This window comes from Cognaticolwellia aestuarii, from assembly GCF_002000025.1.
Taxonomy (GTDB): domain Bacteria; phylum Pseudomonadota; class Gammaproteobacteria; order Enterobacterales; family Alteromonadaceae; genus Cognaticolwellia; species Cognaticolwellia aestuarii.
The window spans coordinates 77957-95695 of sequence record NZ_MUZV01000006.1 but is presented as its reverse complement, the minus strand read 5'-3'; the positions used below and the strand labels follow the sequence as shown (position 1 = coordinate 95695).

The 17739-nt window shown below is 35.0% G+C and carries 14 protein-coding genes; 7 read left to right on the top strand and 7 right to left on the bottom strand.

Annotation, left to right across the window (positions count from 1 at the left end; genetic code table 11):
* Window positions 1-109 precede the first annotated feature (109 nt).
* Window positions 110-511 carry a type II toxin-antitoxin system HicB family antitoxin gene (locus B0169_RS10595; protein WP_077285951.1) on the bottom strand — a complete coding sequence of 134 codons (402 nt, stop codon included), beginning with the start codon at window positions 509-511 and terminating at the stop codon, window positions 110-112.
* A gap of 1490 nt (window positions 512-2001) precedes the next feature.
* Complete coding sequence (locus tag B0169_RS10590; protein ID WP_077285950.1) at window positions 2002-2904, bottom strand: hypothetical protein; 903 nt, start codon at window positions 2902-2904, stop codon at window positions 2002-2004.
* A gap of 293 nt (window positions 2905-3197) precedes the next feature.
* Here B0169_RS10590 and B0169_RS10585 point away from each other — a divergent pair, with 293 nt between their 5' ends.
* From B0169_RS10585 to B0169_RS10560, 6 genes are all read left to right on the top strand, one after another.
* Window positions 3198-4373, top strand: a complete 1176-nt coding sequence (locus B0169_RS10585; RefSeq protein ID WP_077285949.1) for a tetratricopeptide repeat protein — start codon at window positions 3198-3200, stop codon at window positions 4371-4373.
* A 95-nt stretch (window positions 4374-4468) separates the two neighbouring features.
* On the top strand, window positions 4469-5335 hold the full coding sequence (locus tag B0169_RS10580) for a M20/M25/M40 family metallo-hydrolase (RefSeq protein WP_158077077.1): 867 nt from the start codon (window positions 4469-4471) through the stop codon (window positions 5333-5335).
* Between the two features lie 87 nt (window positions 5336-5422).
* A complete protein-coding gene (locus B0169_RS10575) occupies window positions 5423-5980 on the top strand; it encodes a phosphoribosyltransferase (RefSeq protein WP_077286133.1) in 558 nt (185 codons plus the stop codon).
* Between the two features lie 146 nt (window positions 5981-6126).
* Window positions 6127-7323 carry an alkaline phosphatase family protein gene (locus tag B0169_RS10570; RefSeq protein ID WP_077285947.1) on the top strand — a complete coding sequence of 399 codons (1197 nt, stop codon included), beginning with the start codon at window positions 6127-6129 and terminating at the stop codon, window positions 7321-7323.
* 11 nt (window positions 7324-7334) lie between these two features.
* Window positions 7335-7778, top strand: coding sequence for a hypothetical protein (locus B0169_RS10565; protein ID WP_077285946.1), 444 nt, complete (start codon window positions 7335-7337; stop codon window positions 7776-7778).
* Between the two features lie 181 nt (window positions 7779-7959).
* Window positions 7960-9171, top strand: coding sequence for an EAL and HDOD domain-containing protein (locus B0169_RS10560; RefSeq protein WP_077285945.1), 1212 nt, complete (start codon window positions 7960-7962; stop codon window positions 9169-9171).
* A gap of 70 nt (window positions 9172-9241) precedes the next feature.
* Here B0169_RS10560 and yghU read toward each other — a convergent pair whose 3' ends face one another.
* Window positions 9242-10111, bottom strand: a complete 870-nt coding sequence (gene yghU, locus B0169_RS10555) for a glutathione-dependent disulfide-bond oxidoreductase (protein WP_077285944.1) — start codon at window positions 10109-10111, stop codon at window positions 9242-9244.
* A 601-nt stretch (window positions 10112-10712) separates the two neighbouring features.
* On the opposite strand from yghU, the gene B0169_RS19235 reads away from it, so the two are divergent.
* Complete coding sequence (locus tag B0169_RS19235; protein ID WP_158077076.1) at window positions 10713-10877, top strand: hypothetical protein; 165 nt, start codon at window positions 10713-10715, stop codon at window positions 10875-10877.
* A gap of 263 nt (window positions 10878-11140) precedes the next feature.
* Here the strand turns inward: B0169_RS19235 and B0169_RS10550 are convergent, their stop codons facing one another.
* From B0169_RS10550 to B0169_RS10535, 4 genes are all read right to left on the bottom strand, one after another.
* Window positions 11141-12529, bottom strand: coding sequence for an MBL fold metallo-hydrolase RNA specificity domain-containing protein (locus tag B0169_RS10550; protein WP_077285943.1), 1389 nt, complete (start codon window positions 12527-12529; stop codon window positions 11141-11143).
* A 956-nt stretch (window positions 12530-13485) separates the two neighbouring features.
* Window positions 13486-14727, bottom strand: a complete 1242-nt coding sequence (locus tag B0169_RS10545; RefSeq protein ID WP_077285942.1) for a tyrosine-type recombinase/integrase — start codon at window positions 14725-14727, stop codon at window positions 13486-13488.
* A gap of 370 nt (window positions 14728-15097) precedes the next feature.
* Complete coding sequence (locus tag B0169_RS10540; protein WP_077285941.1) at window positions 15098-16720, bottom strand: DUF262 domain-containing protein; 1623 nt, start codon at window positions 16718-16720, stop codon at window positions 15098-15100.
* Window positions 16717-17739 (bottom strand): motility associated factor glycosyltransferase family protein, encoded by a 1023-nt coding sequence (locus tag B0169_RS10535; protein WP_077285940.1) that lies wholly within the window; start codon window positions 17737-17739, stop codon window positions 16717-16719. The genes B0169_RS10540 and B0169_RS10535 overlap by 4 nt, the downstream gene beginning before the upstream one ends.

Here is a 17739-nt window from a genome sequence, read left to right as displayed (position 1 = left end):
AGTTTGTATATTTTACCTGATAAAAAACTCGAAGTTTATTAATTCTTGTGAGCTTTTTATATAAGCAAGCGTCACTAAAAATCACCATAACTATTTCGCGTGACTAAACTCAACCCAATTCAGCAAGGCAAGCCTTAGCAATAAAACCAGAGCGCGTTTTGTAGTTAGGTGATTTAGCCACCCGATCATCAATTTGTTTTATTAATAATTCAGGTAGTGTCACATTTATTTTGTGACTTTTTCCCATGTACGGAACAATATCGAAATCCAGTATTGCCCAAATTGGCGAAGTGGCAGTAGACATCATCATATGGTGTTCAATTGTTTTTGCCTGCGGCACTTGCTCGCCATATTCCACCAGTATTTTTAAGTGTGCAGCCATCGCTTCATCTAACAGTAAAAGTCCTTCGTCTATTGTTGCTGCTTTCACTTTACAACCGGGCAAATCGACAATAGAAAATAAGTAATTTTTTTCTTCGTTATTCCGCAAAACCAAAACAGGGTATTTCATAAATCTTTCCTTTATTTACACTCACAAGACTATAACCCCAATAACTTTATGTGTAAATGCACCTATAACTCCTAGAGTTATCTTTGCGTGTTAATTGATAACCCTAACAACCCTATATATGTGTTTAAAGTAACTCTAATAACTCCAAATGTGATGGTGTGTGAATATTCACTCACTCTTGAAGTCATTATTGAGTTACATGTGTGTTTCAGGCGCTATTTAGCTAATAATATTTGTATTTATGAGACTTTGGGTTGAAAAATATTAATGTCAGGGGGAAAGCGAGGGTTATCAGGTGGAATTATTTTGCTTTATAAAGCCAGTGAGTAATACTTTTTATGCCTTTGAGCATAACGTTTAGTAAGCTAAAACTGATATTTTTCTGTGCTGGTAAGTAAAATGGCGTTTATCATCTGAATGACCTCACCGTAATAAATCGATGATTTCAGATAATTATAATCAATTCATAACGGTCATACTTTAGTTGTTTTTGCCGTGTTGTTTGGTTTGTTTAACGTCCATTTAATTGCAATGGACTGATAGAGATTGCTCTTAAACTTAACATTATCTATTACAAGGAATCACTTTAATTGCTGTCGATATACCCAAGCCACTTGAAAATGAAGTTTCAGAGTTAAGCTAGGAAATCAGCGCAAGGCACAGCACGCAGATAATGGTTACTCCCTCATCAAGTGCTGCAACGCAGCACTGATTTTCTATCTTAGCTCCCGCAGGGCAAGGCGATAAAGGGTCATCTCCGGCGTTATTGATTTCGACAATGGAACAACCATTCCTTTCAATCAATGCCTTGGTGCTAACCCTTTTTCGACTTGCTGAATCCTGCATTTCCAAGTGGTTTGGGTATAAACTAACAAAGGTGAATTTTTAATAAGTAACCTTAGTGTTTATTCAAGTTCATGGTTTTACGTTTCTAAAGCTTCATATTCAAAGCAGTAACTTGTTGTCAGCAACAACATTGATACGATTGTAAAAAAGGATTTGTAAAAATATCAGTTTTAATCGAGCCAATTAGCATCATGGGCATTCAGTTACGTATATTAGGTAAATGTACCCTTAACGAAACTTGATTAAAATTAAAGAACCATCATTTAAGAGCCTTACGAAGCGCATCACTAATAATTTATTAATACATCGATTAGTAGTGGCTACCTAACCGGGTAATTCACTACTGTTTTAGCTTGCTGTTATCGAATTTAGTAAAAAAGTTTGTTTTGTTATGTCCGTTTTATGTTGTTGCCATCACATGTTCAAACCAATTAACGTTATCGAGTTCAGTGTCAATTTAAGTATAAATAATCAATGTAAAAATGAAATTTTATTAAGTATATGAACGACTGTTTTAGTCATAGTAATTCAATAACCATGACTAAAAAGACTAATCTTGAGGCAAAAAATACAATTTCTATGGTATACCGTAATGTTAGAATAAATACATATCATTCATAGCATTAAAGGTAACGCGTAATTATTTAGTTGGGTAATTTATGCTTCTCAACATCGTTAAGATCAATTGAATACGCATTGCCTCCAATACCGTGGAAATCTTCGTCAGTAAAAATAATAACATTCTCATCTAAGAAGGTAATTGCTTCTTTTTGCGTCACAATACCCAGATCAATACGGTACTTATCACCAGAGAAAAAGTCATCACCGCGCCAATTTTCAAATAGCCAAATACGTTGCGAGTCTAATAGTGCGAGTTTTTTTCTACTGGGACTTAATGCCGCTGACGTTATCCAACATAATTTTTCTGCAATAGTACAGGTTTTGAATTTACTAATTTTTTTTGCGTCATAGTTTGCTGCATGATCACCAATTTTATATAAGGTTGTAATGCCGTTGAAAGGGACCGTACGGTTTTTAGTAAATAAATAAAGATGTTTTTTATAGAAAACGAATGCTTCAAGATCAAATTCCATTTCGTGTGCTTTAGGTGGAAAGCTAGTATGTTCTGGGTATGTAAACTTTATGATCTCTGCTTGTGTTGTTGCAGACTTGATATCAATTGGGTTTTCAATTTTATAAATGGTTAACCACTTACGTAAATTATCATTATTACCAAAATCTCCCAAAAAGAAGTGACCAAAGTCGTCTTGAGTCATATCCTCCCAATCAATATTCTTGGCGTTTGTTACAGTGATTTCGCGGTCTATGTTGCCATTTTTGTTGATTTGATAAAGCTTTGCCTCATCACCACCATCATTGATCGCCCAAAGCTTATTGTTTTTATCAAACTCTATACCTGATATTTCCTTTAACTGTGCGTCTATAGTGGCATATTTGTTTTTGTATAGCTGATAGCTAGTTACAGCGATAATGATACAAACGGCAATAGCACTGCCAGTAAAAAAACCGACGAGCGTTTTCTTCATAAATTTAGCGACTCAATCATTGTTTAAATATGTTGGCGCGCAGCATAACAAGTAACATTAAAAATTTCATGTTTCAAATTGTATATAGCCAATATCTACAGGCTTTTTAAGCTTTTAACGTCAAAGATTAAAGGTTACTAGCTATCAGCACGACTTTTGAAGTGATGTTTAAAAGCTGGCTGTTTGTCGTTTGCCTTAAAGTGTAAACTTTTATGAATATTGGGCCAATAAACCTACAATTATGTCATTAGCGTTTATGCTTAATCTAACTTCGTTGTTTCTTTGGAGTACAGATGAAAGCGCTAATCAAATACTCACTTATCAGTGCCGCACTATTACTTATGGCTTGTCAGTCAACAAACTCATTAAAAAGCTATCAAGTTAAAAACCCAGCTAGCAGTTTCTATTTAGATAAAAAATTTAAAGGTTACCAAAACATAGTAATAGAAACAGAGACCGAAATTTTTGCTTTAAGTGAAGATATGCAACAAATGGTGAAAAGTATTAGCACAGAGCGAGATGCACGCGAAAAAACTAATCAGCTTTTGAAGCAGTTTTTCAGCCCTGAAAAAATCAACTTAGCATATCAGTCTGGTGCCAATGTTATTGCCTCTGAGGCATTTGAAAATAAAACCGCAAATTGTTTATCGCTTACCATTATGGCTTTTGCAATAGCAAAAGCGGCAAAATTAGACGTTGCTTTTCAAAGTGTTGATATACCTGAATACTGGGTACGAAACGGTAATGTGAACATGCTAACTGGTCATATTAATTTAGCTGTTTTTGAAGAGCCATTACCGCAAAAGTTAGTGTTTTGGCAGCGTAATAAAATTGAAGTCGACTTTGACCCTTTTGTCCTTAAAAAGTCATTCCCTAAACACAAAATCAATAAAAATACAGTGTTAGCCATGTTTTATAATAACAAAGGTGCGAATGCCATGATAAATGGCGACTATCTAACCGCGTATGCTTATTTCAGATCAGCGACCGACTCAGATCCGCTATTTTCTCCGACTTGGGGGAATTTAGGTATTTTATATCGTTTTAAAGGTTTACCGCAAAGTGCCATCAACACCTATCGACATGCAATAACACTAAATCATAATAATTTAACAGCGATGTCAAATTTGAGTCTTTTACTCCACCTTAATAACGAGCATGACGAAGCGAGACAACTTGATAGTCAAATTATGCGTAAACGCGCCAATAATCCATACTATTATGCATTACTGGCCGATGAAAGGTTTTATCAAGGTGATTATAATGATGCGATAAAACATTATAAAAAAGCCATAAAATTAGATGATAATATTCATGAATTCTACTTTGGTTTAGCGAAAAGCTATTATATGTTGGATGAAATCGCCAAAGCAGAAAGTTATATAAAAAAAGCCATGCGCTATAATCGAATTGCGCAAGTTGATCAGCAATACCTTGTTAAGTTAAACCTGTTACAACAAGTTAATTAAGCACTCTTGTAATGCCGGCTTTAATCAGATCTTTTTTGTTATTTATTATCGTCATTACATGTTCAGCTTGTAGTAGCAAAAATAATAGCGAAAAAATGCCACAAAGCATACCTGAAACGCCAGATGTACTAGCGCTTAAACATTTACAATTTTTGTCATCTGAGCGCCTAGCAGGGCGAAAAGTAGGTAGTAAAGGTGGGCAGTTAGCACAAGATTACATTATTAGCCAATTACAGCACTATAAGGTCCGACCATTTAGCTCAGACTATAGAGCGAGTTTTGAGCATCATAATTTTTTTAAATCTATCCAGGGCAGTAATATTGTTGCCTTTACACCAGGTACAGAATCACCTAGCAAGTTTATTGTGCTTTCAGCACATTTTGATCACCTTGGTAGGCAAGGTAGTAAAATTTATCATGGTGCTGATGATAACGCTTCAGGAACCTCCGCTTTATTGCATTATGCAAAGCAGATACAACAATCACCACTGCGCCATAGTGTAATTTTCTTATTTACAGATGGAGAAGAAAGTAACTTGATGGGGGCACGAGCTTTTATCGAACAAAATCAAAGTTTGCTAACAGCTATCGTACTCAATATTAATCTAGACATGATTGCTGGTACGCAGACAACGCAAAATTTACACTTCATTAGTCGCAGGCTTGATCAAATATTAACAGCTAAACAATTGAAATTATTGGCAAGGCAAAATAATCCAGTCGAGATAAAGTCAGGCTTTCATTCCCCTAGACGTAGCGAAAGAACCCATATACGTTGGGAACTAGCGAGTGACCATGCGGTATTCTATCAGCACAAAATACCTTTTATATATTACGGTGTTGGCGAGCACAAAAATCATCATCAAACTAGCGATAGCTATGAAAACATTAATCAACAATTTTTTTTAGCGGCAGTGGCGACTATTTATCAGCAAATTAGCTTTATTGATCAAAATCTATAAATTATGCAACGAGACTACTCAGCTAGACAAAAAAAGCGTTATAATGCTGTTTACTTTAAAAATAAATTAAATGGGGTTATCTCATCAATGGAAAAGCGATTTATAACAGCGCAAGAATTGCTTGAAGATTCATTTCGTGTAGCTGCGAAAGTTTTCGAAGACGGTTTCAGACCACAATTTATTGTTGGGATATGGCGTGGTGGCGCACCAATTGGAATCGCTGTACAAGAATATTTTGATTTTAAAAAAGTAGAAACAGACCATATTGCAGTGCGTACCTCTTCTTATTACGGTATAAATCAGCAAAGCAAAGAAATTAAAGTACATGGTTTGCACTACATTATCGAAAATGCCAATGCAGATGATGGGTTACTGATCGTTGATGACGTTTTTGACTCAGGCCGCAGTATTGAAGCCTTAATAGCTCAAATGAAAAAATTAACGCGTAATAATATGCCTAAAGATGTCAGAATTGCTTGTCCTTGGTATAAACCTCAAAACTCAAAAGTTGATTTGGTGCCTGATTATTATGTACATGAATCTTCAGAATGGTTAGTTTTCCCACATGAATTATCTGGACTAACACCAGATGAAATAGCGCACGGTAAAAAAGATCTTGTTAATATTTTAGATCTATTTGAATAACTAAAATCTGCGCTTTAGATAAAATAACGCACGTATATCGTGCGTTTTTTTATTACAAAAACACAATAATAAGTAACTTACTTGTACAAAAATAGCGAATGCATTATGTTATTCGCCACACAGGGTACTTTACTTGGTCGTAACGCATGAATATAAAATCAATCTTCTTATTTAGCTGCTTTTTCTCAACAGCTGTTTGGGCTAAAACGCCGCTAGTATTATTATCCATTGACGGCTTTGCTCAACGTTACATCGAGCAATATCAACCCAAGGGCTTAATATCACTTATTGAGCAGGGCACTAGCGCAGAAGCATTACTGCCTGTTTATCCGAGTAAAACCTTTCCAAATCATTTAAGTATTATTACCGGCCGCTATCCGATAAACCATGGCATAGTACATAATAGTTTTTTCAATCGTGAAATTAATAAGGTATATAAGCTCGGAGATGGGAAAAATGATGCCCGTTGGTTAACAGCAGAGCCTCTTTGGCATATTAATGAAATGCAAGGAAACAAATCAGCGGTTTATTTTTGGCCAGAGTCTGAAACAGCTGTTGATAATAAAAAAGCCAGTTACTTTTACCCTTATAAACATTCTACGCCCAATAAAGAAAGGCTAGATCAAATACTGGCTTGGTTACGTTTACCAGAAGCGGATAGGCCAAATTTTATTGCTGGTTACTTTGCAACTGTAGATGACAAAGGCCACGGTTTTGGTGAGAACTCACCTGAACTGATTGGCGCGATTAGAAATTTGGACCAATTGCTTGCAGGCTTTATGCAGCAAATTAATCAAGAGTTTTCAGGTCAAGTGAATGTAGTTATTGTTTCGGACCATGGCATGACAAAAATTAATCCATCGCCAGTCATTGATTGGCAGGAAAATATTGTTGAAGGGGTAAATGTAGTTAATGGTTCCACACAACTGTATTTATATAGTGATAACGAAACTAAATTAGCACAAACGGTAAGACTGTTTAAAAGTGAACAGTACGATCAAGATATACATTACCGCGTATATCAATACCCTAATTATCCAGCCCATTGGCATCTAAATCGTATGACCTCGTCGGTGCCAAACGTAATTATTGAAGCGTTACCTTCATATATTTTTAACGATGGCGGCGCACATGATTCTCCTGAAACTCATGGCTATGATGCTAAATTAGAACGAGATCTTGACGCAATATTTATTGCTGTTGGGCCATCATTTAGTAAAAATAAAAAAATTGCCGCATTTGATAATGTTAATGTCTTACCTATAGTTACACGAGCATTAGGCTTAAAGGATATTAAAAACATTGATGGTAACTATCAAATTGCCGAGCAAATAGTGAAATAAAAATACAAAAAATGGCAAGTTTTGATTTTGAACTAGTAAAAGGTCATCAAGTAGCGTCAGGCTTAGCGAATGATGATCGATTTGTTATCGGAACAATTGCTTTGCAATTGCCACTTTTTAATCGCTTAGGCTTAAACCTTGATAATTATCATCGAGCGACATTGAATGCTCAATTTAATTGTGAAGAGGTTATATTAAATCATGTTGACTATCACTTTACGCAAGTTAAGTGGCATCGTGATTTACCCGCGGAAGATTTTCGTTTCTGTCGTTGCCAGGTTTTACATGCCGATCAAGCTTATTCTAGCATTATCTATCAACCGATGGCAGAAACCAAAACTGAGCACTTTCAACCTAAAAACCAATTAGAGATCTTAGCGCCATTTATAGACAACATACATTATGGCGATATTTGTCGATTGGTCGTTGCAGATACAGCATTAACGTTCGTTTAGTTTAAAGAACTTAAACCTAGCAAAGTTAAGTTTGTCAGTGCTAGCACTTTTGCGCGAATCAACGTTAAATAATCTCTGTTAAATTCAACTAATATCCTGCGATATTTTACTAAAATTACTTTTCAATAACCGGCATAATAGGGTATGTTTTAATTACCACAAATCTTTAAATAATAATCCTATGCAAATTAGCTATATTGCCCGTCAAGCTATACTGGACAGAAATAATCAAACAGTTGGTTATGAACTATTGTTTAGAGATAGCCCTGATAATAGATTTCCTGAAATAGATCAAGATATTGCAAGCTCTAAGTTGATAATCCAGAATCACTTTCAGAGTGATATTCAATCAGTCAGCTTAGGTAAATTGGCCTTTATTAACTTCACGGAAAAGTGCTTAATTAACAAATATCCATTGATGTTTGATAAAAACACCATTGTTATTGAGCTTGTTGGTCATCAATCTGCAACACCGCGACTATTAAATATTGTTAAATATTATTCAGATAAAGGTTATAAAATTGCCTTAACTGAATATGACCTCGATGAAAAATGGGACATTTTATTCCCCTATCTTAAAATGATAAAAATTGACACTGGAGTCACAAACGCGAAACGCCTTCGTCCAGTGATCGAGCGAATCAAACCGTTTGATATCAAGTTAATTGCCGAGAAGGTGGAAACTAACTTTCAGTTGCAGTCATTAGCTGAAGTCGGTTTTAACTACTACCAAGGGTTCTTTTATCATGAGCCTGAAATTGTTGAAGGACAAACATTAGCGCCGATAAAATCACAAATGCTGCATTTGATCAGCGAAACGTTTAATCAGCCATTAGATTTTGATCACATAGCAGAAATTATTGGTCACGATATTAACTTAACGGTTGGCTTACTTAAATTAGTGAACAATGTCGCAACCGGTACACGGGTAGAAATAACCTCTTTGAAGCAGGCAGCTGCTTACTTAGGTGAAGATAAATTAAAACAGTTCGTTACCGTGTTAGCCTTATCAAAACTGACTTCTGATAAAACCAGTGAGGTTTCTAAGCAGTCGTTAATCACCGCAAAACTCATGTCGAGTCTTGCCACTGAAAGCGCTTTTGTTGAAATAAGTGATTTTGCTTTTATTACCGGGTTACTAAGTGCCATTGAGGTGATTTTAAGTATGCCGATGGATCAAATCTTAAAAACAATGCCACTGGCAAAACCTATTGAACAAGCTCTGGTAAATCATAGTGGGTTGTTGGGAACTTTGTTAGAATTAACAACAAATTACATTACAGGTAATGGTGATAATATCCAACAATTAACCGAATTTTATGGCTTGGACAGCAACTTTATTCATAAAGAATTTGTCAATGCCAGTAATTGGTGTAAATCGTTAGGTATTTAGCTTAGCGACTATAAAATTTAGAAAAGCGTATATCATAATACGCTTTTCTATAGCGAGTCAGGTCGGCTTGTTAATCTCGTGTCAGTTTATCTTGTGTACGCTCTAAAAAATCATTTGCGTCATGACGTTCATGCAATTGCGTAGCTAGATCTCCCCAAGTTTTATTTACCATAACACCACGTTTAACGGCGGGACGTTGATCTATTTCTTTTGCCCAACGCATAACATTTTTATAACTTTCAACATCTAAAAATTCAGCGGCATTATATAAACGATTCAATACTAATGCGCCGTACCAAGGCCAGATAGCAATATCTGCTATGGTGTATTCTTCGCCACATAAATAATGATTTTTATCTAGATGCTTATCTAAAACATCAAGTTGACGTTTAACTTCCATGGAAAATCTATCAATACAATATTCGATTTTTACAGGAGCATAGGCATAAAAGTGTCCGAAGCCACCACCAAGATAAGGCGCACTACCCATTTGCCAGAATAACCAAGACATACACTCAGCACGCTTTTCTTGACTAGGCATAAAAGCATTAAATTTCTCGGCTAGGTAAAATAAAATCGATCCAGATTCGAATAATCTTATGGCGTCTTCATGAGTTTGATCTAGTAAAGCAGGAATTTTTGAGTTCGGGTTTATGTCAACAAAGCCACTACCAAATTGTTCGCCTTGGCTGATATCAATTAAAAAAGCATCATATTCTGCTTCTTTTATACCAAGTGATAGTAGCTCTTCAAACATAATGGTAACTTTTACACCATTAGGTGTGGCTAACGAGTAGAGCTGAAAAGGGTGTTTACCTTTTTCTAGCACTTTATTGTGGGTTGCCCCAGATGTTGGGCGATTAATATTAGCCCAATTACCTTCGTTATCGGTATTCCACTGCCATATTTTCGGTGGAATATATGAATTTTTTTCACTCATAGTATCTCGAAATATATATAAAATAACTGACGTTATACATTATGTTTTAATTTCCCATAATGCTAGTGATTCACGAGGTTTTTTAATAACTTATTTCACTTTGTAAGATACTTGATATATAAAAAACAGTTAAAGTATTTATATTGTTTAGCGTTTTTTGCTGTTGAGGTGAATATTGAGGTAATTATTGCAACATGAAAATGATAACAAAAATAATCACTATAGTTAGCGTAATACTTTTTACTGGCACTGGATGCAGCAACTTAACAAAGCACCTAAATACGCAATTACTCGGTGAAAACTTAATCCCCCAGAAGCTAGTTTTTTAGCGGATTGGCTAAGGTCTGTTGATCATAAAGAAAATTACCATTCTCGACGTTGGTTGCATCCAAAACACGGATCAGATGATAGTTATATCATCAGTATTACAAAGTCAATATCAAAAAACATTACTTATTACCGGCGTATGCTTGACGAGCCAGGCCAAGTATCATGCACAAATTTTTCTTCAATAACATTAAGCACAAAAAGCAATAGCCATTATCCAAAGTAAATATGGCAAACAAGCTGCATTAAAAGTAATGGTGAACAAGCTCAAATATTGCACGCAATATTACAGGGAAAAGACAGTGTTTATCACTTACAAAAAATATGGCAGGGTCAGGTTATCTTAAAAGATATTAAAAAATGGCAATGGCGTTTTAACCAAGTTTATATTTGCGATAGCCGAGTGAGTGATGCGCAATGCCCACCCGCACTATTGTAATAATCTAAAACTCTGGTTATAAAACTTGCTCAGTAAGCAAACAGTCAAGCGAGCTGAATTAGCTCACTTCTTATTTGAACTTATTCATGAAAGTTACGTTATTTTATTTTTGCACTTAGTTAAGTGAGCAAGGCTATTTGTGATAGTTTTGTCTTCAACATAGCCTTTAGTTTCATTAAGCTCTGTACAATATAAAAGATGTTTATATAGCGTTTTTTTTGCTTGATTTAACTCACTGCATTTCAGAAAACCATACTGATAATTTAAATAGTCACGCTTTGTTTAAAGCTAGCTTGTATAACATTGGCTTGGTGTTGATGCTTTAATTTTTGTGCCAGTATTTCCATTGCCTCTTCTTCACCATGCACTAATACAATAGGTGGCTTGTTGTCAAAACCATTATACCAATCGATTAACCCTTGTTGATCTGCATGCGCAGAGAAGCCACCAACTGTATGAATTTTTGCATTAACTTGTACGGTTTCACCCCATAACTTAATGGTTTTAGCACCATCAACTAATGCCCGACCTAAGGTACCTTTAGCTTGAAAACCAACAATTAAAATATGGGCATTTTTACGCCATATATTATGCTTAAAATGATGCTTAATACGGCCACCAGTACACATGCCACTTCCGGCTATAATGATAGCACCTGAGTTTATTTGATTGATTTTCATGGAGTATTCTGTTGATTCAGACATGTGTAAATTAGGCAGTTCGAAAATCCCTTGCTCATTGCCTTGCACTTCACTGGCGCTTTTATCATACACGTCGCTGTGCTTAGCATAGACCTTAGTCGCTTTTATGCCCATGGGACTATCAAGAAAAATCTGCCAATCCTTTAATTGCCACTCTTGAAAATGCTGGCCAAATTCGTACAATATTTCTTGTGTTCTACCAACGGTAAAAGCAGGGATTAAAATATTGCCTTTGTTACTTTTAGCATGAGCGATAATCTCACCCATTTCTTGCCATGTGTCTTGCCAACTGCGATGTAATCGATCCCCATATGTGCTTTCCATTACTACTAAATCAGCATGTTTAACTTGATAAGGATCGCGTAAAATAGGGGCGTTTTTATGGCCTAAATCACCGCTAAATACTACGGTCTTACTGACATTATTTTCAGTTATTTTTAGTTCAACAATGGCTGAGCCAATAATATGTCCAGCGTCTCTTAGGGTTAATTTTACACCTTCGCAAACGGCTAATTCCTCGTTGTAATTCAGTCCTTTAAAGTACTGTAAGGTTATTTTTGCGTCATCAGTAGTATAAAGGGGTTCAACGAGCTCTAACCCTTTACGTTCACGCTTTTTATTCTCCCAAAACGCCTCTTTTTCATGAATATAACCAGAGTCGACTAGCATAATTTCGCATAAATCTACCGTGGCATTATGGGTGTATATGCTGCCATGAAAACCCTCCTTGATCAGCATAGGTAAACGCCCTGTATGATCTAAATGCGCGTGACTAACAATAACAGCATCAAGTTCGCTGACATCAAAAGGGAAGGGATCATGGTTATGTTTTTCATGTTCATGAGAGCCTTGAAACATACCACAGTCTAGTAATATGTTTTTGTTATTAACTTGTATCAAATGGCATGAACCCGTAACTTCTTTAGTGGCACCGAAAAACTTAATATTCATACAAACTCCTGTACTGATCAAAGAGGCTAATATTGATAATCCATATAATAGCCAACCGTGTAACTAAATTTACTTTACCTTGTTAGCAGTGGGTAAGGTAAAGTTTGTAATTGTGCTTATCTCTTTTTTAAACTTGAAAGCTAAATATCAATGCGTTCATAGTAGAACGTCTTGATCGGAACCTAATACAACATGTCATATATTATAAATGACTATTTTTTATATATTTTATATTCACGACTTATTTTGCAATCTATTGTATAAAGTTAACTCAACTAATGTTGAAATCATACCACCGCTGTAGTGGTAGGTGATGCTAAATTGTTAAATGACGAAACAAAGTCTTGATTAAGATCAAGGGATAATAAAGTAGCAGCTGATAATACTTCAACTTGTATGTTTTAACCTTGTTTTGCTCGGCTGGGACAGTTCGTGAATACTCAAAATATTCAGAGACTCGTCATGTCCTGGTTATTACAAAAGCAGCATTGTGGTAATTAAAGCGGCAGCAGTTTGAATATAATTGACAGATAAAATATTACTATTTAAGCCATACCAGATAAAAGGTCCTTTATAATCAATGGTATACAACATAATTATAGCGTTCAATATTAATACTAACGTCAGATAAATAAACGTTCCTGAAACTATTATGAACTATGGTGTAATGACCACACGAGCCGAATTAATTGATGAAGTGAATGTATATGCCGGTTCTATTTCGCACAGCAACGCGATAGCAATCTGGTTATAAGCGAATAAATTTGCTACAAAGCCATAATCAATACCCATAAAACATAAGCGCTAAGTCTAAGTAAGAAATGGTATTAAATAAAATAGGGGGGTTGTTGGTTTGCCAATATAGCGATCTTTTATAAGGTGCACGTTGAAAATAATCGGCTCACTAATCTGGTTACTATTAGAACAGTGAATCGATTACTGTATTGCTATAAGTATTAATCAACTTTCCTTTTCTTACCGCTTTCAGCACGCTTCTTATTCTCGCTTTGAACGTAAACGGTATCAGTTGTAGCCATACTCGCATGGCCTAGATCCTCAGAAATATCTTTAAGAGGGCGTCCACGCTCAATTTCCATACTTGCGCCTGTATGTCTCAACCAATGTGAAGATGCTTCTTTTAGTTTTAATGCTTTATTAGCACTTTCAGATACGCGCATATTTTCATAAGCTTGGTCGAAAACACTTTGTACTAACCGCCGTAAATGCCGTGAGGTCATGCCACCTTGGCCACGTACTTTTTCCACCAATATTGAATTCTCGTTACTCGCAGGTAAACCGATAAGGCCACGCGAGCTGCGGTAACGTTCTAAAAAGGGTAAAAAGTCGATAGGAACAGTAATATCACGGAGCTTTCTACTTTTACCAAATACCTTGAGCCACCAATTTTCATCTTCATCTTGCCAAAAATGGCTCATAACAGGCGACCAATTAGGTCGTTCAGATAACTCAGATATACGTAAAAACAGGGTTTTCAAAGCCGCAATAACAAATAAATTACGCTCAAAAATAGGGTTTTCATCAGCCATTTCAACCGCAGTATCTAATACATACTGCCATTGACTAGTAGTTAAACGCTTGATTTCTTTAACTTGAGAATCAATTATAAAATGACGACAATCTTTTTTAGCAATTTGAGCGGGATTACCAACACAGAAATCTTCAGACATTAAATAATTATAGAACGCGATAATCGCAGTAAACATTGATGTAAGCGTTTGTTGTGATGGACGATATTTCTTTTTATCAATAATAAATTGAGCTTTTTGACTTTTTGGCGATTGAATTTTAAATGGAAACCAATGTTCATTTGCTGAGGAATATCCATTAGCTATTTTAAAGCGTTCTTGATTTGATGTACCGATCCAAGTGATCGGCGGTTGCCAACAAAAATCTGCATATTCTAAAAAGTCAGATTTACGTAATTGGTCAATAGGTTTTTTCTTTTCAATGAACGACCATAACAGAAAGCGTTCAACGTCATTTCTAAATCTGTCATATGTATGCTCAGATTTATTTCGTCCAATGTACGTAAGAAAAACTTTTCCCCAATTAAATTGCTCAAGCCACCAAGGTTCGTTTGCAGAGAAGATTTCATTTAGCTCAGGATAATCTTCAAGATCGAATTCACACAAATCAAGATAAGGTGGATATAAAGGAACAGGCTTATTTAATATCATTTTAATTTTTCATTCTGAGTATGATTAACGCAATGAAGCTAGTTTAATGCTTTATATACACTATGTCCAATACTGAAGAGTATCGGACATAGTAGGGTGTTTTGATGAGAGAACACTTACCTTGTTGTTATTGTTAATCCAAATTAAGAACTAGATCGGATCCAGTCTTCATTGGGAAATCATGTCATTGAATTAGTTAGAGTATTTGATGTTTTAGTTTACTGACATTTTACTGCTTGCAAGTTAACAACTAGATCCTATTTTGCGTAACGCTACGTGCATGAAATATGTTTTTGCTGATATTCCCTCGTAGATTTTACGTAGCGTACAATTGGTCTATTAATCGTTTTTAATTGAAATAAGCTTTTAATCAGCTGCCATCATATTCAATTCCTAGCGATTCAACGAAATCTCTTTCAGCTTTTTGAATAAGCCGTTGCCTCATTTCCAAGATCTCTTTCTTTGACTCATCTGAAGTATCTAATTGGTATTTAACAATCATCTCTTCTGAAACAAAAAACTTATCACTTTTCTCAAAGCCGTCAAATTCATCAAGTTTGATAAATTTAGGAATCCTTTTCTTAGTTCGATTTGCAATTGGGATAACACTTGCTGGATAGAAAGCTCTCTTGTCATTCTTTATATCCGAAAATAAATAAGATAATGATAAATTGGTAAACTCTTCATTGTTGCTTTGAAAATCATTAAAATAATTAAGCAAAAACAAAATTAACGCATTAGATCTTACACTTCCTGCATTAATCTTAATTGGAAATTCAGCGGTTTTAAATGAAAGTTCAGGTTTATCATTAAAAACTATTTCATCTGTTTCACTGTTTAAATAATCCCTGAATTGTTTATACGCTTCTCGTTGCTTGCTAATTGTATAAATTGTAAAGTAATTTGAATATGTGGTTACCCAAAACCACCTCTTTAAGTCGTTAATTTGTTTTGTTGATGGAGTATCTAGTGTATTGAAAAAGTCAGTTATAAAGATCAACTGCGGTACATAAGGTAATTGTTTCCCATTAAGAACCAAAAGCTCTTTATTTAGAAACTCTACAGCTTTCTTAATACTTGAAATTGTTTTACGTGTAACCTCTATAAAGTCGGGCCTTAAAGCTAATTGCTCTATTCTGTTTGATTGATCAAAATATGCCTTACCAAATGAATGAGTTATACACTTTAATATCAAATCTCTACCGTTTGATATATCGTGAAAATTATATTCTTCAAGATCAAGCAATAACTCATCTATTAAACTACCTAACCGGAAATCACTGTCTTTACTATATGTCAGTGCTGAAATCATCCAATCTGGTGATATTTCAGTTCCTTTAGAATTAACCCTTGAGAATATATCCACAGCTTCTTTTATATGACCTCCGTCAATAGTGATTGAAGGCACTTCATAATCGATTAAACTAGAGCCAAGGTCCGCATACCTTTCCATGTAAAGTTCTACATTTTCTTCGGTGATGTTGTTTTTAATTAAATTTGTCTGAAATGAAAACGCTGCTTTAGTATCAATTAAAGAATATAACGGCACTTGATAAGGCTCAATCATACTTTCTGAGCGTGGAATTAAAAACTCTTCAGTCATTAAATCATAGAAAATATTAAACTTCTTATTTCTTAGACTTAGATCTACTATTTGGTTGTCTTTATTGGGATCTGTTAAACAACCATATAAGGTTGAAAGTCTTTGAAATCCATCAAGAATGTACCAGTACTCGCTTGAATCCTTTGGCTCTTTTATTGAGTAGCCACCTATTTCATTAGAGCGGTCAAAGGTCTCATTTTCCGGCTTCCACAATAATATAGAACCTATAGGATAGCCAAGTTTGATACTATCAAATAAATCTTTAATTGCATTTAAGTCCCATACATAATCCCTTTGAAATTGTGGTACTTGAATGCTCCCCTTGTTGATGCTTTCAATCCAATTTACTAATCGCCTTACCTTAGGCTCGATAGTTAGCTTTTTATTCATAGTAGTTCTCGAACCTTATTGATAATTTCTCTTAGTTCATTTGGGTTTTGTTGATGCTTAGTTCTGGCTAACAGTGATTTTTTATTCACTAGTTCAGTTTCAAATAGTTTTGGAAACTCAGACTTAAAATCATTTCGATCTGTCCCTGTGAACTTTTTAAGGTCGCTTTTTCTAAACTCTTTTTTAACTGTGTCACTTAAATCTGCATAGAGTTCTTGTACATTAGCCTCTAATTGATCGAATCTTTTACCAGGAAATCCTTTTTCTAGGTCAAAAAAATCTTTTTGTACTGGTGATAGGTTCAAATAATACTCTATAAACTTGTTGTTTTCCTTAAAATTATTTAAAACTTCACATGGCAAGTAATTTTCCATCTCGCGCTTTTCTAAAACATGATATGGTATTCCTTGATTTTCCAAAGTAGAAATTAGCGACTGAAGTTCATTCTTATAAGGTTCATCAGGTGATTTTTTATCACTATCGATTAAGACTAAGTACCTTAAGAACTTATTACACCTTTCTGTAGGAATCCCAGCCTCCAGAAATCGTTGGATTTCGGTATCTATAACTTGAGGAATTGCCGTAGCACCACCTCCCATGCCAAATCTCAACCACATATTTTGTCTATGATAATTTAAATCTGGTGCTTCATCAGAGAAAGCTCCAAATAAAGCTCTTAAAAACGTAGAGTCATTTTGGCTGTTCTCCACCAAAATAGTAAGGTGTTCAGAAAGAAAAATATATGCTTCATGTGCGCTAAAACTTTGTCCAATTATCACTTTAAATGATTGCTTATTTGGAGGTGCTTGTATCGTTTGCGTAAATGCTTCTTGATATAAAATTTTTTCTACTTCGTTGGTTTGATTATACCAATCTGATGCTTCTACTACCTCTGTATCAATATAATTTGGATCAATTATTAAGCTGTGTTGTTCTAAACAACTATTTAAAATTTTATTTAGCCAATGTAATTCTTGATTTTGAGGCTCGAATAATTCATTAGAAAGAGTAAATAACAC